Source organism: Duganella hordei, from assembly GCF_040369125.1.
GTDB classification, from domain to species: Bacteria; Pseudomonadota; Gammaproteobacteria; order Burkholderiales; family Burkholderiaceae_D; genus Rugamonas; species Rugamonas hordei.
The window spans coordinates 64,123-82,459 of record NZ_BPWI01000003.1 but is presented as its reverse complement, the minus strand read 5'-3'; the positions used below and the strand labels follow the sequence as shown (position 1 = coordinate 82,459).

At 63.1% G+C, this 18,337-nt stretch carries 20 protein-coding genes; 9 read left to right on the top strand and 11 right to left on the bottom strand.

Annotated elements, in window-relative coordinates:
• Positions 1–23: 23 nt before the first annotated feature.
• Entirely contained in the window at positions 24–947 is a 924-nt protein-coding gene (locus ABWW33_RS08455; RefSeq protein WP_353400823.1) for a peptidylprolyl isomerase, read from the bottom strand.
• Positions 948–1,096: 149 nt separating this feature from the next.
• On the opposite strand from ABWW33_RS08455, the gene ABWW33_RS08450 reads away from it, so the two are divergent.
• On the top strand, positions 1,097–1,741 hold the full coding sequence (locus ABWW33_RS08450; protein WP_116991549.1) for a VTT domain-containing protein: 645 nt from the start codon (positions 1,097–1,099) through the stop codon (positions 1,739–1,741).
• A gap of 150 nt (positions 1,742–1,891) precedes the next feature.
• On the top strand, positions 1,892–2,929 hold the full coding sequence (locus tag ABWW33_RS08445) for a carbonic anhydrase (protein WP_353400821.1): 1,038 nt from the start codon (positions 1,892–1,894) through the stop codon (positions 2,927–2,929).
• Positions 2,930–2,934: 5 nt separating this feature from the next.
• Here the strand turns inward: ABWW33_RS08445 and ABWW33_RS08440 are convergent, their stop codons facing one another.
• From ABWW33_RS08440 to tsaE, 3 genes are read right to left on the bottom strand one after another with little or no spacing between them, the layout of a single operon-like run.
• Positions 2,935–3,777: a D-hexose-6-phosphate mutarotase gene (locus tag ABWW33_RS08440; RefSeq protein WP_353400819.1), complete on the bottom strand. Its 843-nt coding sequence runs from the start codon at positions 3,775–3,777 to the stop codon at positions 2,935–2,937.
• Positions 3,778–3,800: 23 nt separating this feature from the next.
• Positions 3,801–5,231 carry an N-acetylmuramoyl-L-alanine amidase gene (locus ABWW33_RS08435; RefSeq protein ID WP_353400817.1) on the bottom strand — a complete coding sequence of 477 codons (1,431 nt, stop codon included), beginning with the start codon at positions 5,229–5,231 and terminating at the stop codon, positions 3,801–3,803.
• Positions 5,195–5,680 carry a tRNA (adenosine(37)-N6)-threonylcarbamoyltransferase complex ATPase subunit type 1 TsaE gene (gene tsaE / locus ABWW33_RS08430; protein ID WP_353400815.1) on the bottom strand — a complete coding sequence of 162 codons (486 nt, stop codon included), beginning with the start codon at positions 5,678–5,680 and terminating at the stop codon, positions 5,195–5,197. Before tsaE ends, ABWW33_RS08435 begins: the two co-directional genes overlap by 37 nt.
• Positions 5,681–5,747: 67 nt before the next feature.
• On the opposite strand from tsaE, the gene queG reads away from it, so the two are divergent.
• From queG to ABWW33_RS08405, 5 genes are all read left to right on the top strand, one after another.
• Positions 5,748–6,848, top strand: coding sequence for a tRNA epoxyqueuosine(34) reductase QueG (gene queG, locus ABWW33_RS08425; RefSeq protein ID WP_353400813.1), 1,101 nt, complete (start codon positions 5,748–5,750; stop codon positions 6,846–6,848).
• Between the two features lie 110 nt (positions 6,849–6,958).
• Positions 6,959–8,653: a DUF885 domain-containing protein gene (locus ABWW33_RS08420; RefSeq protein ID WP_353400811.1), complete on the top strand. Its 1,695-nt coding sequence runs from the start codon at positions 6,959–6,961 to the stop codon at positions 8,651–8,653.
• Between the two features lie 6 nt (positions 8,654–8,659).
• On the top strand, positions 8,660–9,190 hold the full coding sequence (locus ABWW33_RS08415) for an NUDIX hydrolase (RefSeq protein WP_353400810.1): 531 nt from the start codon (positions 8,660–8,662) through the stop codon (positions 9,188–9,190).
• Positions 9,191–9,240: 50 nt separating this feature from the next.
• Positions 9,241–9,549 (top strand): PadR family transcriptional regulator, encoded by a 309-nt coding sequence (locus tag ABWW33_RS08410; protein WP_353400808.1) that lies wholly within the window; start codon positions 9,241–9,243, stop codon positions 9,547–9,549.
• Positions 9,549–9,899 (top strand): hypothetical protein, encoded by a 351-nt coding sequence (locus ABWW33_RS08405; RefSeq protein ID WP_353400806.1) that lies wholly within the window; start codon positions 9,549–9,551, stop codon positions 9,897–9,899. Before ABWW33_RS08410 ends, ABWW33_RS08405 begins: the two co-directional genes overlap by 1 nt.
• Before the next feature lie 150 nt (positions 9,900–10,049).
• On the opposite strand, the gene ABWW33_RS08400 is transcribed toward ABWW33_RS08405, so the two are convergent.
• From ABWW33_RS08400 to ABWW33_RS08385, 4 genes are all read right to left on the bottom strand, one after another.
• Positions 10,050–10,445: a hypothetical protein gene (locus ABWW33_RS08400; RefSeq protein ID WP_353400804.1), complete on the bottom strand. Its 396-nt coding sequence runs from the start codon at positions 10,443–10,445 to the stop codon at positions 10,050–10,052.
• Complete coding sequence (locus ABWW33_RS08395; protein ID WP_176652560.1) at positions 10,408–10,680, bottom strand: BrnT family toxin; 273 nt, start codon at positions 10,678–10,680, stop codon at positions 10,408–10,410. Before ABWW33_RS08395 ends, ABWW33_RS08400 begins: the two co-directional genes overlap by 38 nt.
• Before the next feature lie 65 nt (positions 10,681–10,745).
• On the bottom strand, positions 10,746–11,333 hold the full coding sequence (locus ABWW33_RS08390) for a response regulator transcription factor (protein WP_176652561.1): 588 nt from the start codon (positions 11,331–11,333) through the stop codon (positions 10,746–10,748).
• 4 nt (positions 11,334–11,337) lie between these two features.
• Positions 11,338–13,365, bottom strand: coding sequence for a two-component system sensor histidine kinase NtrB (locus ABWW33_RS08385; RefSeq protein WP_176652562.1), 2,028 nt, complete (start codon positions 13,363–13,365; stop codon positions 11,338–11,340).
• A gap of 132 nt (positions 13,366–13,497) precedes the next feature.
• On the opposite strand from ABWW33_RS08385, the gene ABWW33_RS08380 reads away from it, so the two are divergent.
• Complete coding sequence (locus ABWW33_RS08380) at positions 13,498–14,484, top strand: TRAP transporter substrate-binding protein (RefSeq protein WP_176652563.1); 987 nt, start codon at positions 13,498–13,500, stop codon at positions 14,482–14,484.
• 34 nt (positions 14,485–14,518) lie between these two features.
• On the opposite strand, the gene ABWW33_RS08375 is transcribed toward ABWW33_RS08380, so the two are convergent.
• A complete protein-coding gene (locus ABWW33_RS08375) occupies positions 14,519–15,331 on the bottom strand; it encodes an oxidoreductase (RefSeq protein ID WP_176652564.1) in 813 nt (270 codons plus the stop codon).
• Between the two features lie 107 nt (positions 15,332–15,438).
• Here ABWW33_RS08375 and ABWW33_RS08370 point away from each other — a divergent pair, with 107 nt between their 5' ends.
• Positions 15,439–15,870: a winged helix-turn-helix transcriptional regulator gene (locus tag ABWW33_RS08370; RefSeq protein WP_353400801.1), complete on the top strand. Its 432-nt coding sequence runs from the start codon at positions 15,439–15,441 to the stop codon at positions 15,868–15,870.
• A gap of 56 nt (positions 15,871–15,926) precedes the next feature.
• Here the strand turns inward: ABWW33_RS08370 and ABWW33_RS08365 are convergent, their stop codons facing one another.
• On the bottom strand, positions 15,927–17,315 hold the full coding sequence (locus ABWW33_RS08365; protein ID WP_436144551.1) for a TRAP transporter large permease: 1,389 nt from the start codon (positions 17,313–17,315) through the stop codon (positions 15,927–15,929).
• A complete protein-coding gene (locus tag ABWW33_RS08360) occupies positions 17,312–17,965 on the bottom strand; it encodes a TRAP transporter small permease (protein WP_176652567.1) in 654 nt (217 codons plus the stop codon). Before ABWW33_RS08360 ends, ABWW33_RS08365 begins: the two co-directional genes overlap by 4 nt.
• Between the last annotated feature and the right edge of the window lie 372 nt (positions 17,966–18,337).

The following is an 18,337-nucleotide window of genomic DNA, read 5'->3' as shown; positions in this document are numbered from 1 at the left end:
GCGCCCGATTCCCCGGGAAAGAATTACTCCTTCGGATGCTCGCGCACCGGAATCGGCGCGTTGCACAGCTCGACGTAGTTGGCCGCGTACTTGTTCCACGGGCCGCCGCGGTTGCGCTGCGCCTCGATCACGTCCTTGTAGATGGGCGCTTCGCTGCGCATCACCTCCAGGTGGCTGCGTTCCGCCTCCGGCACGTCGGCCTCCAGCCGCACCGTCTTGATCGGCAGGCGCGTGTCTTTGGCGCCGTAGAAGCCCATCGCCTCGCCGCCGCGCGGCAGCGACGCCAGCAGCGGCATGCCGGCCACCACGCGGCCGACCACCGTGATGTTGCGGTCCAGGTGGCGCGGTGCGTGGCCGGTGATCGCATACAGCTCGGCGCCGTTGCCGCTGTCGGTGTCGTTGTCGCGGCCCACGCCGACCATGCCGTAGCAGTGCGTCAGCCAGGTGGTCTTGGCCTTGGGATCGCGGCCGACGGGGAAGCCGTTCGAGTGGCCGACTTGCGGCGCGTAGCCGTCGAAGTCCATCTGGCGCACGAAGTGCTTGTCATTGGACATCGGCACGGTGAACTCGCCCACCACCTTGGCCTTGGCCGAGCCGAGCGGCTTGGGCGTGGTTTCGCTGTTCGGATCGCCCCACTGCGCCACGTAGTTGTCCTGCGAGCGCAGCATGGCCAGGCCGTCGAAATACTGTTCCTTGACCATGGTCTTGATGTTGGCGATGTTCTGCGGCGCGAACTCCGGCGCCAGTTCGATCACCACGCGGCCGGTGGGCAGCTCCATGTACAGGGTGTTGTTCGGGTCCAGCGGGCGCCAGTCCGACGGCCTGGATTTCTTGACGAGGTCGCCGACGCTGGGCTTGATGGGCAGGTCGGCGGCATGCGCCAGGGTGGCCAGGCTGATCGCCAGGGCGGAGAGGGGAAGGGCGCGGAACGGGTGGGTCAGGGACATCCATTATCTCCTTGGTTGGTCGAGCCCGCTTGCTGCGGACGCTGCGGGGATTGTAAACTGGATCAGATGGACGGAACACAGGGGCTTGAAACTTCCGCCTTGGCGCCACGGGTGGTGTATGATTCCGGCGCACACTTTATGGGAAGAATATGGATTTTATGCAATTTTTTGACATGATCCTTCATGTCGACAAAACACTGGAAGTTCTGATTCAGCAATACGGTACCCTGGTCTACGCCGTGCTGTTCGCGATTATTTTCTGCGAAACCGGTCTGGTGGTGCTGTTCTTCTTCCCGGGCGACACCCTGCTGTTCATTGCCGGCGCCCTGTGCGCGCTGGGCGAAATGAATCTGTTCCTGCTGATGTTGCTGCTGATTACGGCGGCGGTCACCGGCAACACCCTCAATTACTGGATAGGCGAGGCCATCGGGCAACGCGTGTTCACCCACGATTACCGCTGGCTCAACAAGGATGCGCTGCGCCGCACCCACGATTTCTTTGAAAAGCACGGCGGCAAGACCATCGTGCTGGCGCGTTTCGTGCCTGTGGTGCGCACCTTCGCCCCGTTCGTGGCCGGCGTGTCGGACATGACCCATACCCGCTTCCAGATGTACAACATCACCGGCGCCGTGCTGTGGGTGGCGCTGCTGACCACCGCCGGTTACTTCTTCGGCAACATCGCCATCGTGCGCGAGCACCTGACCGAGATCGTGCTGTTCGGCGTCGGCGTGGCCGTGGTGCCGATGGCGCTGGGCGGCATGTGGAAGCTGTCGCGCCGCATGCTGGGCCGCTGAGCCGCCGTTTCGCCGTTTAAAAAAACACGCCGCGCTCCCCGCGCGGTGTGACGTTTTATAAATAAATCTTTCCCGCCTCGATCGCACCTCTCAAGTTTTGCCCAAATGCATCCGTAAACCAGTATGTAATTCTTTTACTTCTGGATCCCCATGCGTACTCTGCTCACCCTGATTGCCTGCTGCTGCGCCGTCGCGATGGCCACTGCTGCAAACGATCCGCTCATTTCGCCGTCGGCGAAAATAGCGGTGGGGGGAGGCACGGGCCCGATTTCGTCGATCCGTCCGAACAGTCCCGGCAGTAGCAGCGCCTCGGCGTCGTCGTCTGCCTCCGGCCCGACGCGCAAGCTGAGCGAACGCGAACGCGAGGCCGAGGCGGAAGCCGACTTGTCGGCCAAGATCGCGGCCCGCCTGGCGATCATGCGCGCCAACCAGGCCGCCCGTGCGGCCGCCGCCGCCAAGGCCAAGAAGGCCGCGGCGATTGCCGCCGCCGCGCCGCCGGCGCCCAAGGTGTACAGCAACCACTGGTCGTATGAAGGCGAAAACGGTCCCGCCAACTGGGGCAAGATCAATCCGGAATGGGCCAAGTGCGGCACCGGCAGCCGCCAGTCGCCGATCGACATCCGCGACGGCATGAAGGTGGAGCTGGAGCAGATCAATTTCGACTACCATCCGTCCTCGTTCAACGTGACCGACAACGGGCACACGGTGCAGGTGATGGTCAGCGGCGGGAATTTCATCACGGTCAACAACCGCATGTATGAGCTGGTGCAGTTCCACTTCCACCGGCCGTCGGAGGAGCGCGTCAACGGCAAGGGTTACGAGATGGTGATGCACCTGGTGCACAAGGATGGCGAAGGCCGCCTGGCCGTGGTGGCGCTGCTGCTGGAGCGCGGCCGTCCGCAGCCGGTGATCCAGCAGGTGTGGAACAACCTGCCGCTGGAAAAACTCGAGACGCTGGCGCCGTCGACCGTGCTCGATCCGATGGAGCTGATCCCGGCGCGCCGCGACTACTTTACCTTCATGGGTTCGCTGACCACGCCGCCTTGCTCGGAGGGCGTGCTGTGGCTGGTGATGAAGGAGCCGGTGCAGGCCTCGCCGGCGCAGCTGGCGCTGTTCAGCCGCCTGTATCCATTGAATGCGCGGCCGATCCAGCCCGGCGGCGGCCGCATCATCAAAGAGTCGAACTAAGCGAATTAATCTGCCGTGATGCGGTGGGTGCCGGTCCACACGGCGCCCGCATCCAGCGGCTGCTGGTCGATACGGGCCGGTTCTATGCAGACGAAGCGCAGGTACTCGTCATCGGCCAGGTCCACCAGCGCGGCCGCATCGGCCTGTCCCGGATTCCACACCACCCAGTTGTCGTAACCCTGCTGTTCCAGGCGCAGCGTGGCGTTGGCCGTGTTCAGCGTCAGCGCCGGCGTCGATTGGTACAGGCGGTCGTGCTTCTCGGTGAAGTGCAGCGCGGGGTGCTCCTGCGTCAGCGTGTTCAGGTGATGATCGGTGTAGCGCTGGTGCTGCAGGCCGCTGATGCTGGTGGCCGCCAGGTGGCCGACGTCGTAATAGGTGTGCAGCGCGACGCCGAAGGGGAAGGTCTGCTCGCCGCTGTTGCGCACCTTGAAGTCGAACTCCAGCGCGTCGCCGTGCAGCGTGAAGCGCAAGGACAGCTCGAAGGCGTGCGGCCAGGCTTGCGCGTGTTCCGGCGCCAGGTCGCTCCGGTTCAGGCTGAATTCGAGGAAGGACTTGCCGCCGTCGCCGCCGCTGTTGGTCAGGCGCCAGGTGCTGACGCGCGCGAAGCCGTGGCGCAGGCCGGGGCCGCGCACATTAAACTGCGGGAAGATGACCGGCACGCCGCCGCGTATGGCCTTGCTGCCGTCCAGCGGGGTCTGCGAGCTGACGAACAGACGCTCCTTGCCGTCGCCGGTCTTCCACGACAGCAGGTGCGCGCCGAACAGCGACACCGTCGCTTCGGCGCCGTCGGCGGCGGTGATCTGTACTGCGGGCAGGGCGCCATACTGGGTCATTGTTACTACGGCCATGTCTCTTCCAATGTCTGTTTTAACTAAGTCAGCCGGTTCTTGGCCAGCGGTGGATTCTTCGCGAAATAGCGGCGGATGCCTTTGACGATGGCGTCGGCCATCTGGTTCTGGTAGCCGTCGTCGAGCAGCTTGGCTTCTTCTTCCGGATTGGAGATGAAGGCGGTCTCGATCAGGATAGACGGAATGTCCGGCGCCTTCAGCACCGCGAAGCCGGCCTGCTCGACCGAACCTTTGTGCAGGCGGTTGATGCCGCCGATCTCGCCCAGCACCGATTTGCCCAGTTTGAGCGAATCGTTGATCTGCGCGGTGGTGGAAAGATCGAACAGCACGCTGGCCAGCTGCTTGTCGTGGTTCTTGACGTTGACGCCGCCGATGGTGTCGGCCAGGTTTTCCTTGTCGGCCAGCCAGCGCGCGGCGGTCGAACTGGCGCCTTTTTCCGACAGCACGAACACCGACGAGCCGCGCGCGGACGCCTGTACGAACGCGTCCGCGTGGATGGAGACGAACAGGTCGGCCTGCACCTTGCGGGCCTTCTCGACGCGCGTGCCGAGCGGGACGAAGTAGTCGCCGTCGCGGGTCAGCATCACGCGCATATTGGGGAATTCCTCGATCTTGCCCTTCAGGCGCTTGGCGATGGCCAGCACGATGTCCTTCTCGCGGCTGCCGTTCTTGCCGGAGGCGCCGGGGTCTTCGCCGCCGTGGCCGGGGTCCAGCACCACGGTCAGCATGCGTACCAGCTTGCCGGTCTTGTCGTTGGCCTTGCTCTGCGCTTCGGCCGTCTTCAGTTCGTTTTTCAGTTCGGCGCGCGGATCGGCCTTGGTGTCCGGCTTCAGCGCTTCGAGCTGTTCCTTGGGCGGCTGCGGCGCGGCGGCGGCCACGTCGGCTTCGCCCGGCTTCAGCGGCGCCATCTCGGTTTTGGCCGTGCTGGCCTTTTCCTTGCCGTCGCTGGACCAGTCGCCTTTTTCAATCATCGCGGCGATCGGATCGACCGGCTGGACCGGGTACAGGTCGAAGATCAGGCGGTGCTTGTAGTTGCCGGCGGGCGGCAGCGTGAACACCTGCGGCGTGATTTCTTCCTTCAGGTCGAACACCAGGCGCACCACGTTCGGCCGGTTCTGGCCCACGCGCACCTGCTTGATGTACGGGTCGTTGGACTGGATCTTGGCGACCAGGCTTTTCAGCGTCGGGTTCAGTTCCAGGCCTTCGATGTCGACCACCATGCGTTCCGGGTCCTTGACGATGAAGTGGGTGGCCTTGAGCGCGGCGTCGTTTTCCAGCGTGACGCGGGTGTAGTCTTCCGCCGGCCAGACCCGCACCGCCAGGATTTGCGCCGCCATGGCGCGCATCGGCGCCACCACGGACAGCAGCAGCGTGGCGCCGGCCTTGAGGACGGTGCGGCGCGAGACTGGTTTGCCGCTCACATGTTGGGAGCGAATTTGAGGCGTTGAAGGCATGAGTTACCCAGGGCGGTGGATGCCTGCAATTCTACATCACGGCCGTTGCCGGACACAGTCAAAAACAGGTTGATGTCGGCCGGCGGCAGCACGCGGTCGGCCTTTTCGGGCCATTCGACGATGCAGATGTTGTCGCCGTTGAAGTCTTCGCGGAAGCCGGCGTCGAGGAATTCCTCCGGGCTGCCCATGCGGTACAGGTCGAAATGGATGACGTTGACGGCGCGGCCATCCAGCTGGATGGCGTACGGTTCGGACAGGGTGTAGGTCGGACTCTTGACCGTGCCGGCATGGCCGGCGGCGTGCAGCAGGGCGCGGGTGAGGGCGGTTTTGCCGGCCCCGAGGTCGCCGTGCAGGTAGATCGCCAGGCCGGGCGCCAGCGCGCGCGCCAGCGCCGCGCCCAGGGCGGCGGTGCCGGCTTCGTCGTGGAGATGGGCTGTAAAGTGCTGCATCAATTAGAATGTCATGTTGGTTGGATCGCCAGCCATTGTAACCGCCACCGCACTACCTACACCGCTGATGTCCCTGTCCGAATCCAATTTAGCCGAACTTGCCTCCAGCATCAAGCGCTGGGGTGTGGAGCTGGGCTTTGCCGAAATCCGCATCACCGACATCGACCTCAGTCACGCCGAGGCCGGCCTGCAGGCGTGGCTGGACGCCGGCATGCACGGTGAAATGGACTATATGGCCGCCCACGGCATGAAACGCGCCCGCCCTGCAGAGCTGGTGCCGGGCACGGTGCGGGTGATCAGCGCCCGCATGAACTACCTGCCGAGGGACACGGAAACGGGTGGGGCACATGACTGGCGCGAGCGCGAGGAGCGGCGGCTGGCCGACCCCGGCGCCGCCGTCATCTCGGTCTATGCCCGGGGCAGGGACTACCACAAGGTGCTGCGCGCCCGCCTGCAGCAGCTGGCCGACAAGGTCAAGGCGGAGATCGGCGATTTCGGCTACCGCGTGTTCACCGATTCGGCGCCGGTGATGGAACTGCCGCTGGCGGAGAAGGCAGGGCTGGGCTGGCGCGGCAAGCACACCTTGCTGCTGTCGCGCACCGCCGGCTCGATGTTCTTCATGGGCGAATTCCTGGTCGACCTGCCGCTGCCGGTGGACCAGCCGACCGGCGCCCACTGCGGCCAGTGCAGCGCCTGCATCGACGTCTGTCCGACCCAGGCCATCCTCGGGCCGGGGCGGCTCGATGCGCGGCGCTGCATCTCCTACCTGACCATCGAATTGAAAAGCGCGATACCGCTGGAGATGCGGCCCTTGATCGGCAACCGCATCTACGGCTGCGACGATTGCCAGACCGCCTGCCCGTGGAACAAGTTCGCCCAGCGCGCCGTGCTGCCGGACTTCGACGAACGCCATGGGCTGGGCAGCGCCTCGATGGTGGAGCTGTTCGCGTGGAGCGAGGAAGAATTCAACCGCAAGATGGAAGGCAGTCCGATACGTCGCATCGGCCACGAACGCTGGCTGCGCAATATCGCCGTCGGCCTGGGCAACGCGGCGGCGGCAGGCGCCAGGGGCGACGCGGCCATCGTCGCGGCGCTGCAGGCGCGGCGCGACGACCCGTCGGAACTGGTGCGCGAGCATGTCGAATGGGCGCTGGCCTGCCACGCTTGAACTGCGCTACACTCGTGCGGTTCTTTTTAAAAGGCCCACGTCCCATGCAAACTTCAACCAGATTCATTGCGCTGCTTGCCGGTGCTTCCCTTACCCTCGCCGCACATGCCGTGAGCTTCGACGACTGGGCCGACAAAGTCGCCAACGCCAAGGTGCGCAACGATCCGGAGCAGGCCACGCAGAAGCAGTACTTCAGCGGCAGTGAGCAGGACCAGCTGGACCGCAAGCTGACGCCGAACTCGGTGGTGTTCCGCGCCGGGGAAGTGGCCAGCGCCAAGGCGGCGCTGGCGCAGCTGAAGAAGATCGACCAGAAAAACCTGACGCCGCAGCAGCGCGCCAGCGCCGCCAGCATCGCCTGGAGCTTGCAGGGCGCGGTCGACGCCTATCCGTACGCCGACTACAACTTCGTGTTCAACCAGTTCGGCGGCCTGCATGTGCAGATCGTGAACTTCCTGACGCAGGCGCACCCGATCCGCAATCAGCGCGATATCGAAAACTACCTGGAGCGCCTGAAGGCCGTCTCCGGCAAGATGGACACCGGCATCCTGCAATCGCGCGGCGCCGCCGGACGTGGCATCCTGATGCCGACCTTTTTGACGCAGGCGTCCATCGGGCAGCTGGATCGCTTCCTGGATGGCGCGCCGGAGAACAACGTGTTCGTCGCCACGCTGGTGCAGCGCATGGGCGGCTTGAAGGACGTGACGCCGGAGCAGCAGGCCAAGTTCGCGGCCGAGGCGACCGGCATCGTCAAGGACTCGATCATCCCGGTGTTCCTGCGTACCCGCACGCTGCTGCAGGAGCAGCTGCCGCGCACCACCAACGACGCCGGCCTGTGGCGCCTGCCGAAAGGCGACAAGGCCTACGCCGTGCTGCTGAAGCAGATGACCTCCACCACCTACACGCCGCAGCAGATCCACAATATCGGTCTGCAGGAAGTGGCGCGCATCGAAAAGGAGATGGACGGTTTGCTGGTGTCGCTGGGGTACAAGGACGGCACCATCAAGCAGCGCATGGAAAAGCTGGAAGTCGATTCGCAGCCGAAGGAAGCCGACCCGCGTCCGGCGCTGCTGAACCGCTATGACGAGATCCTGCGCGATGCCGAAGCGCGTTCGAAAGAACTGTTCGACGCCACGCCGAAAGCGCCGGTGGTGGTCAAGCGCGAGCCGCCGTTCACCGAGAAGACCGCCGCCGCCCACTACACCGGGCCGGCCAAGGATGGCACGCGTCCCGGCATCTTCTGGGCGCCGTTGCCGGGGCCTGTGTTCCGCATCGTCGGCATGCGCACGCTGGTGTATCACGAGGGCGTGCCGGGCCACCACTTCCAGGTCGCGCTGCAGCAGGAGAACGAAGGACTGCCGCGTTATCGCCGCGACCGCGTGTTCTCGGTCGGCTCGGCGTATGGCGAAGGCTGGGCCTTGTATGCGGAGCAGCTGGCGGCTGAAAATAACTGGTACGGCAGCGATGTCGTCGGCCATCTGGGCCAGCTGGATGCGGAACTGTTCCGCGCGCGCCGCCTGGTGGTCGACACCGGCCTGCACGCGATGAAGTGGACGCGCCAGCAGGGCATCGACTACGGCATCCCGCCGGCGGAGGTGGACCGCTACGTCGCCATGCCGGGCCAGGCCTGCGCCTACAAGATCGGCATGATGCGCATCCTCGACCTGCGCGCCAAGGCGCAGAAGGCGCTGGGCGACAAGTTCAACATCAAGGGCTTCCACAACGTCGTGCTGGAGACCGGCAATGTGCCGCTGCCGGTGCTGGAGCAGATGGTGGATGAGTGGATCTCCAAACAGAAGGCCGGCTAGTCACAGATGCGTCATAAAATACGCGAAGAATTGTCCGCCATCGTTCCCCTGGACGACCTGGAACGATGCCAGATTACCGATGCACTTGAGTGGATCGATTCAGGCGCAGAGTTGTACCGCCTGATTAAACCGGCCACGCCACCAAAACACCTCGTGTCTTACTTCGTGGTGGTGGATGGTGGACACGTGCTGTTGGTCGACCATCGGAATGCCCAACTCTGGCTGCCTCCCGGCGGACATGTCGACATTGGCGAGCATCCGCGCGATACCGTGACGCGCGAACTTGCGGAGGAACTGGGCATGGCGGCCTCGCATCCCATATGCGCCCCGCTGATGCTGACCGTCACTACAACGGTGGGGCTCACCGCGGGCCACACGGATGTCTCGCTCTGGTATGTGGTCAATGCGGACCGGACAAAGCGGATTCAGTATGACGAAGAAGAATTTCAATCCATACGGTGGTTTCCGTTTGATGAAGTACCCTTCGAACGAAGCGACCCGCATATGCGGCGCTTTCTGTCCAAGCTGGCGGGTTAGTACCGACGCGAGAGCTTGACGCATTAAGTCTACATATATAGAATTGATGCATGACACGAATCAGATCACCTTCTCCCCAGACCAAGTTGCTTCTTGCGGCTCTGCTGTCGCAACGTGTTCAATGGCAGCACGGATATGACCTTTCCGAGCAGACTGGCCTCAGCTCGGGAACACTTTATCCTATCCTCATGCGGCTGAGTGACAGAAGCATGCTTGAATCCAAGTGGGAGCCATCTCAGCATGAAGGCCGCCCGCCTAGAAAGTTGTATCGACTTAATGCTGAAGGAGTCTCTTATGCGATTGAGCATTCGGAGCTCGAAGGCATGAGCCCCCGACTCCCTTCGCCAGGCCGAGCCTGATGTCCAGAGACGCCAATAGGTTTCTCGGCGCTGTGGTTCGGCGGGCGATTTGGATAGTGCCGCCGCATCGTAAGGAATGGGCGCAGGCAATGCTCAACGAGTGCGCATATATCGAATCACGGCGAGAAGTAGTCCGTTGGATTGCTGAAAGCGCGCTGTTTGCCATCAAAGAACGAACCATCTACGAACTGGAGAAAGCATCCATGAACCTCAGGGCATTCAAAGCAGCACTGGTCCTCATTGCCGCGGCAGTGAGTGTTGTCGCAGGCATATATGCCATTCAAAAACCATATCAACAAGAACGAATTAAGTTTGCTCTTTGTCGATTATTGGATGCCAAGCAAACATAAATAGGCAAGCAAGCGGCTACGTCAGCTTAGTGGGCGGCCGACAGGTTACCACCTTGGATGTCTGCCGTCCGGTGATGAGTCTGATCTGGTCTGTTGAACTTCCGCAATGGGCGTTTGCAGGCTGTCGTGTCTGTTTCAGGTGCGGGAGCTTCATCCCTTGGATTTCCTGAGCGGCTTCTGGTGTGGATGTTCGCCTGGGAATGTGACGATGGCTCTCGACCAATATGCTTTCACTTCAGCCTCGTTGTTCGGATCGTAAGGGCAATCCGGATCATCGACATATTCCGGGGCGGCCGCGATGGCCGCTTCCAGCTGTTCCTTGGTCAACGTCGATTTCCTTGTCTGGGATTTGCGTTCTTCTTTTTGGAAAACGTGCTCGCCAGGCAAAATCATTTTTGCGTTTGACCAGTATGCTTCAAAGGCAACTGGGTCGTCAGTGTCGTATGGGCAATCGGGATCATCCACGTGCTCAGGTGCCGCAGCGATGATCGCCTCGATTTCCTCACGGCTAAAAGGGGGAATTTTGGAAGTAGGTTCGCGTTTCACGTCTATCACCATATCGACAAGAAATTAGTCTCGTAAGCTCACCCTGACAGGTCCAGATTAAGACTACGACTCTGCCTTTAAACAAGCAGAAGCTACGAAGACGCTTTTCGGAATGCGCTGCCGACTTGTCTTCGTTGGTGTACATCGGTAAATCAAATACCGACTCCAACTCGGCAAAGTCGATGCCATGCCTCTTCAGGTTATCCTTGCGCTTGTTTTCGTCCCAGGTAAGCATGGGACGATCTTGTCACTTCATAGTAGGCGTTCGCTTGAGGGGAATCAAGCGGCGTGAGGTGTGGGTTATTTGAGCAGCCCCGCCAGCTCAACAGCGGTCTTGACCTGCATCTTGTCGAAGATGTGGGCGCGGTGCACTTCCACCGTGCGCATGCTGATGCCCAGCTGGTCGGCCACCACCTTGTTCATCTTGCCGGCCAGGATCAGGTCCAGCACCTCGCGTTCGCGCGCCGACAGCGTGGCCAGGCGCGCGTGCACCGCCGCCATCGCTCCGGCCTTGCGCGAGTTGGCCAGGCCTTCCTGCACGCGGTCCATCAGTTGGTTGTCGTTGAACGGCTTCTCGAAGAAATCGAAGGCGCCGCGCTTGAGCGCATCGACCGCCATCGGCACGTCGCCGTGGCCGGTCAGGAAGATCACCGGCATGCGCTGCGTCAGGCCGCGCGCGGACAGCTGGTCGAACGCGGCCACGCCATTCATGTCCGGCATGCGCACATCGAGCAGCACGCAGTCGCCGTCGGCGTCGAACTGGCCGCCCTCGGTCTGGGCGAGGAACTGCGGCGCCGAGTCGTAGGCGCGCGAGGGTATGCCGCGCGAAGTGGCAAGCCAGGTCAGGGAGTCGCGCACGACCGCTTCATCATCGACGATATGCAGCATTGTTTTATGTCTCCTGTTCCGTTGCCGCCAGCACCGCAGGCAGCACGAACGTAAATATGGTTCCGCCTTGCGGATTGGCGCTGTGGGTCAGCGCGCCGCCGTGGAATTCTATCGCGGTGCGGCAGATATTGAGCCCCATGCCCATGCCTTCCGCCTTGGTCGAGAAGAAGGGCGAGAACAGACGTTCCGCCACTTCCTTCGGTATGCCGTGCCCCTGGTCGATCACCGCCACGCTGACCTGCGCCGTGGCCGCATCATACGCCGCCACCACGTTGAGGATGCGCCGCTGCGGCGGGATGTGCGCCATCGCCTCGATGGCGTTGCGGGTCAGGTTCAGCAGCACCTGTTCGATCATCACGCGGTCGGCGCGCACCGGCGGCAAGTCGGCCGGGATGTTGGTCTGGAACGAGACGTAGGCTTGCCGCGCCTGCAGCTCGATCAGCGCGCGGATGCCGTCCAGCAGCGAGGCGATGGCGATCTCCTGCCGCAGCGGCTCGCGCTTCTTGACGAATTCATGCACGCTGCGGATGATCTGGCCGGCCCGCTGCGCCTGCGCGCTGGCCTGTTCCAGCGCCGGCTTGAGGATATCGCAATCGACCGGCGTGCCGTCGCTGCCGGCGCGGCCCAGCACATTGAGCGCGCCGGTGGTGTAGCTGGAAATGGCGGCCAGCGGCTGGTTCAGTTCATGCGCCAGCATCGAGGCGAGTTCGCCCATCGTCGCCAGGCGCGCGGACGCCTGCAGCTTCTCGTGCTGCTGACGGTTCAGTTCTTCGATGCGCTTGCGGTCGGAGATGTCGAGGATGGAGCCCATCCAGCCGGTCTGCTTGCCGTCCTTGTCGACCAGCGGCGCTTCGAAAATCAGCACCGGCACGCGTTCGCCGTCGGGACGCTGGAAGATGGTTTCGAATTGCGGCGTCACCTTGCCGGCGAGGACGGAGGCGAAGCGGGTCTGGTATTCGGCCATCGCTTCCGGCGCCCAGTAGGGCATGGGCGGCAGCTTGCCGACGATCTCCTCGGCCGGATAGCCGACGATCTGGCAGAACGCCGGGTTGACGTAGGTGATGCGGCCTTCGAGGTCGCGCGCGCGCAGGCCGGTCACCAGCGAGTTCTCCATCGCGGTGCGGAACGACATCTGCTGGCGCAGCGCACCCTCGGCCGCCAGCCGCCGCGAGATGTGGCCCCACAGGGCCAGCAGGCTCCATAACAATCCCAGCGACAGCACGATCACCGAGCCGACCAGTAAATTAGGCAGCAGTTGCGGCTCGCTCTTGACGCTGTCCGTCACCAGCGTGATCGAGGCGCCCGGCAGGTCGAGCGCGCGCTTGTGGGTGTAGACGCCGTGGCCGGGACCGGCCGCCGCGCGCCGCGCCAGCACCTTGTCGTCGCGGTCGATCAGCGAGACCTGGTTGTCCTGGGCGAACCACCACGGCACCATCTCCTCCAGCATGGTGGCGGTCTGGTAGGTGGCGACCAGGTCGCCCAGGTATTCGTCGCCGCGGTACAGCGGCACGTGGTAGTCCATCAGCACGGCAGCCGGCGCCGCGGCCTGGTCGGGCGTCTGCGCTTCCGGCTGGGTGTAGCTGGCGTGCCGGGTCTTGCGGGCCAGCTCCATGGTGGCGCGCGAGGCGGCCGTCAGTTCCACCGACGCCGCCTGCGGGTCGCTGCTGGCGGCCAGCTTGCCGTCCGGGTGCAGCCACACCACGCGCAGCAGCTCGTGGCCGTTCTTCAGCAGCCGCGCCAGACGCTCGTGCAGCTGGGCCGTCGTCAGGTGCCCGCCGCTGATCTCGGCGGCCAGGCCGCGCAGGCTTTCCTCGTCGCGCCCCAGCTGGAAGCGGATGGTTTGCTCGACCCACAGCGTGTCGGCGATCAGCTGTTCCTGGCGCTCGTTGCTTTCCATCTGGCGCGCCTGCCACGGCAGCCAGATCAAAATCGCCAGGAAAAACAACACCAGCATGATGGGCAGCAGCCAGCGCAGCGCCGTGCTGGAGGACGGTCTGCGCGCGGCGGATGGCGTGGCTGGCGGGTTGCTCATGGGGCGTCAGGGTATCGCGATCGGCACCGGGAGCGGGCATTGTGGTTTTCCACAGTTGCCAGCGGGCCGATGTTTCGTGAGAATCTTCCAGAATAAAACAATAGTGTAACTATAAACCCCTCTGGAGACTCCATGAAACTGAAATCCGTCCTGCTCGTGCTGAGCGCCGCCCTGAGCTTCAACGTTTACGCCCAAGCGCCCATCGTCATCAAGTTCAGCCACGTGGTCGCCACCGACACGCCGAAGGGCCAGGCCGCCGAGCGTTTCAAGCAGCTTGCCGAGAAAGCCACCAACGGCCGCGTCAAGGTGGAGGTGTACCCGAACAGCCAGCTGTACAAGGACAAGGAAGAACTCGAAGCGCTGCAGCTGGGCGCCGTGCAGATGCTGGCGCCGTCGCTGGCCAAGTTCGGCCCGCTGGGCGTGAAGGAATTCGAAGCCTTCGACCTGCCATACATCTTCCCGTCGAAGACCGCACTGTACAACGTGACCGAAGGCGAGATCGGCAAGGGCCTGATGAAGAAGCTGGAACCGAAGGGCATCACCGGCCTGGCGTTCTGGGATAACGGCTTCAAGGTCATGTCGGCCAACCGTCCGCTGCACTCCGTGGCCGACTTCAAGGGCCTGAAGATGCGCATCCAGTCGTCCAAGGTGCTGGACGCGCAGATGCGCGCGCTGGGCGCCAACCCGCAGGTGCTGGCCTTCTCCGAGGTGTATCAGGCGCTGCAGACCGGCGTGGTCGACGGCACCGAGAACCCGCCGTCGAATATGTACACGCAGAAGATGCACGAGGTGCAGAAGCACGTGACGGTATCGAACCACGGCTACCTGGGCTATGCGGTCATCGTCAACAAGAAGTTCTGGGACGGCCTGCCGCCGGACATCCGCACCGCGCTGGACAAGGCGATGAAGGAGGCCACGACGTTTGAAAAAGCCATCGCCCAGCGCGACAACGACCTGGCGCTGGAAGCGATCAAGAAGACCGGCAAGACCGAGGTCTATACGCCTAGCGTGAAAGAACAGGCCGAGTGGCGCAAGGCGCTGCTGCCGGTGCAGAAGGATATGGAAGGCCGTATCGGCAAGGACCTGATCTCCGCGATCAACAAGGAAGCGGCGAAGTAATCACGCGTCGGCTCCATCCCGGATTCCCTGCCGTTCAGGCGGGGAATCCGTTGAACTTCCTCAGGCTGCGATCCACCAGGAACTCGGGCATGAAACGGCGCAGCCAACTCACCTGGCTGGCCTGCTTGCCGGCGGCATAGCGCAGTCTCGGCGTGCGCGCGGCCGCCGCCTTCACCACCGCCGCGGCGACCACTTCGGGCGCGTCTCCCGCCTCTATCCAGCTGCGCATCAATTCCTCCATCCGCTTGCGCTCCGCATCGTAGAGCGGCAGCTGACGGTCCGGCCGCGTCAGGTTTTCCTCGAATGCCGTGCGGGTCACGCCCGGCTCGACCAGCACGACGCGGATCCCGGCCGCGCGCAATTCATGGTCCAGCGATTCCGAATAGCCTTCCACCGCGTGCTTGGTCGAGGCGTACAGCGCGTTGTAGGGGGAGGGGATTAGTCCCAAGATGGAACTCATGTTGACGATGCGGCCTTTGCGCTGGCGGCGCATCGCGGGCAGCACGGCGTTGGTGACGCGCAGCAGGCCGAAGACGTTCACGTCGAACAAAGCCTGGGCCTGCGCGGCGGAGGACTCTTCCGCGCCGCCCAGCAGGCCTATGCCGGCGTTGTTGACCAGCAGGTCGATGCGGCCCGCCTGTGCCAGCACCTGGGCGACCGCGTTCCGCACCGAGGCGTCGTCGGTCACGTCGCAGACCAGCATGGTGATGCCGTCGCCCGCTTGCGCCGCCTTGCGGCTGGTGCCGAAGACGCGGTAGCCGGCCGCCTGCAACGCCTGCGCCGTGACCCGCCCGATGCCGGAGGAGGCGCCCGTCACCAGGGCGACGCCCATATCGTTCTTGCTCATAGTTGGTTCTCCACGTGTGGTTGATTGTGCGACAACGTAATCGGTGTTAGTATCGATTGCGTAGTGACTGTACCACTCATTTGAAAATAAATCACTATCGAAACGATATGAACAACGAAAATCCTTGTCCGATCGCGCGCAGCGTGGCTTTCCTGGGCGATGCGTGGAGCATGCTGATCCTGCGCGACGCCCATGCCGGCCTGACGCGCTTCGACCAGTTTCGCAAAAGCCTGGGCATCGCGCCGACCATCCTGACGCGGCGGCTGGCGACGTTGACGGAGGAGGGCATGCTGGAGAAACGGCAGTATTCGGAACGCCCGCCGCGCGAGGAATACGTGCTGACGGCGGCCGGGCAGGATTTCCTGCCGGTGCTGTTCGTGATGGGGGAGTGGGGGCGCCGGCATCGCGGCGGCGGCAAGCTGATACGCTTCTTCGACGAGGAAGCCGGCACGGAGATCAGGGCGGTGGCGATCGACGAGGCGACCGGCGCGAAGATAGGCACCCGCCCGATCCGCATCGTGCCGCCGGACGGCGAATAAAAAAGAGCAGGCCGCGATGGCCTGCCCTTCCGTGCTACTTGCGGCGCGTGACGTTGCTACATCAGTCCCATCGCCTTCGGCAGCCACAACGACAGCCCGGGCCAGTAGGTCACGATCACCAGGAACACCAGCATCGTCAGCAGCCACGGCATCACCGCCACGGTCAGCTCGGAGATGCTCATCTTCGAGATGCCGCTGGCCACGTACAGGTTCAGGCCGACCGGAGGGTGGCACAGGCCCACTTCCATGTTGGCGTCGATCATGATGCCGAAGTGGACGGCGTCGATGCCCAGGCGGATCGCGGCGGGGTGCAGGATAGGCGCCATCACCAGGATGATCGACGACGGTTCCATCACGTTACCGGCCAGCAGCAGCAGGATGTTGGTGAAGAACAGGAAGCCGGCCTGGCCCAGGTCCTTGGCCAGGATCCAGTCCGCCATCGCCTGCGGGATGTTCTCGTGCGCCATCAGGAAGGAGAACAGCACGGCGTTGGTGATGATGTACAGCAGCATCGCGCTCAGGCTGGCCGATTTCTTCAGCACTTCCGGCGTCTTCTTCAGCGGCATGTCCTTGTAGACGAACACCGAGATGATGAAGGCGTACACCGCGCTCATCGCCGCCGCTTCGGTCGGCGTGAAGATGCCCTTGGTGATGCCGCCGATGATGATCACCACCAGCATCAGGCCCCACACGCTGTCCTTGAACGCCTTGACGCGCTCGCCCCAGGTGGCCTTGCGCATGCGCGGGTAGCCGTTCTTCTTGGCCAGCACCCAGGTGGTGGTGCACAGCATCACCGTCAGCAGGATGCCGGGGAACAGGCCGGCCAGGAACAGCGCGCCGATCGACGTGTTGGTCGAGATCGCGTAGATCACTTTCGGGATCGACGGCAGCATCAGGATGCCGAGCGAGCCGGCGGTGATGATGACGCCGGCGCCGAATTTCTTCGGATAACCCTGCTTGACCATGGCCGGCAGGATGATGGAGCCGATCGCCACCACGGTGGCCACGGACGAGCCGCACACCAGCGCGAACATGGCACAGGCGATGATGCCGGCCAGCGCCAGGCCGCCGTGCCAGTGGCCGATCAGGCTGGTGGCGAACTTGATCATGCGCTTGGCCACGCCGCCGTGGGTCAGGAAGTTACCCGCCAGGATGAACAGCGGGATGGCCATGATCTCGAACTTCTCGATGCCGCTGAACAGCTTCAGCGCCACCGCCTCGACCGGCACATGGGTCAGCAGGTACATGAACATCAGCACCGTCAGGCCGAGCGCGATGGAGACGGGAATCCCGGTCAGCATCAGCGCCAGCAGCAGCGCGAACACGATGCCGACCTTGCCGCCGATGACGCACACGGCCAGCAGGATGGCGGCGATGCCGATCAGCCAGGTGGCGGCGCGTTTCTTGGACATGACATTGCCTGGTTCGATAGCCGATGTGCTCATTTGGCACCTCCGTGGGCTGGGGTTGGGGCGACCGAGGCAAACATGTCGTCGTCTTCCGCATCGTCGAGTCCTTCGACGTGCGATTCGTCATGGTGCGGCATTTCGCCGGTGCGCCAGTAGATCAGCGAGACCTGGATGAAGCGGAAGCACATCAGGTAGGACCCCATCGGCACCACCGAGTAGATGAACCAGGTCGGCCATTCCAGGTCGGGCGTGGTCGGCCCTTCGGTCAGGTCGGTCATGTCCATGCCCAGCTTGTTGAAGATGGCGTAGTGCATGCCGTTTTCCCAGACGAAGGTCAGGCCCAGGGTGCCGATGATGCCGGTAAACAGCATGCCGCACATCAGCGCGACATAGGTGGCGCGGCGGCGCCAGGCGGTCGGCAGCCGGCTCACCAGCACGTCGACGCCGACGTGCACGCCCATACGGACGCCGTAGGCGGCGCCGAACTTGGCCATCCACACGAACATGATGATGGCCAGTTCCTGCGCCCATTCGAAGTGCAGCGACAGCAGGTAGTCCTGCACGCCGGGGATGGGCAGGCCGGTGCCGTAGCGGTGCGCCACCGACAGGAAGATGATCAGGGTCGCCCCTGCCATCAGCAGGGTGATGATCCACTCCTCCAGATGATCCAGTATTTTTGTAAACATAGGTTGTCTCATGGGTTTTATTGATGCCAGGAAATCTGACATTTGCCCATAAATTATATTTTTGCCGGCATCGTGGCAATGAGGGGTACTACTAGGTGTTTTGCCAAGAGTGTTGCCAACAGCGAGGCTAATACCACAACTTTCTTGATACGCGTCAAATTTGTTTGATGTTTAAAACATGCGCGGCTCGGTACGGAAAAAAATGCGGAAAAAGCCAAAAAGATACGTTATGATTGCGTCGCTCTCAGGGATCCATGCATATCGATATGCAGCCCGGTAGCAAGAGCAAAGAATTGTAGGTGGGGAGTGTGTAGAGAAACGGTAATGAATACCGGCGAGATCGAGGAGACACACGTTTTACAGAATGTCGTT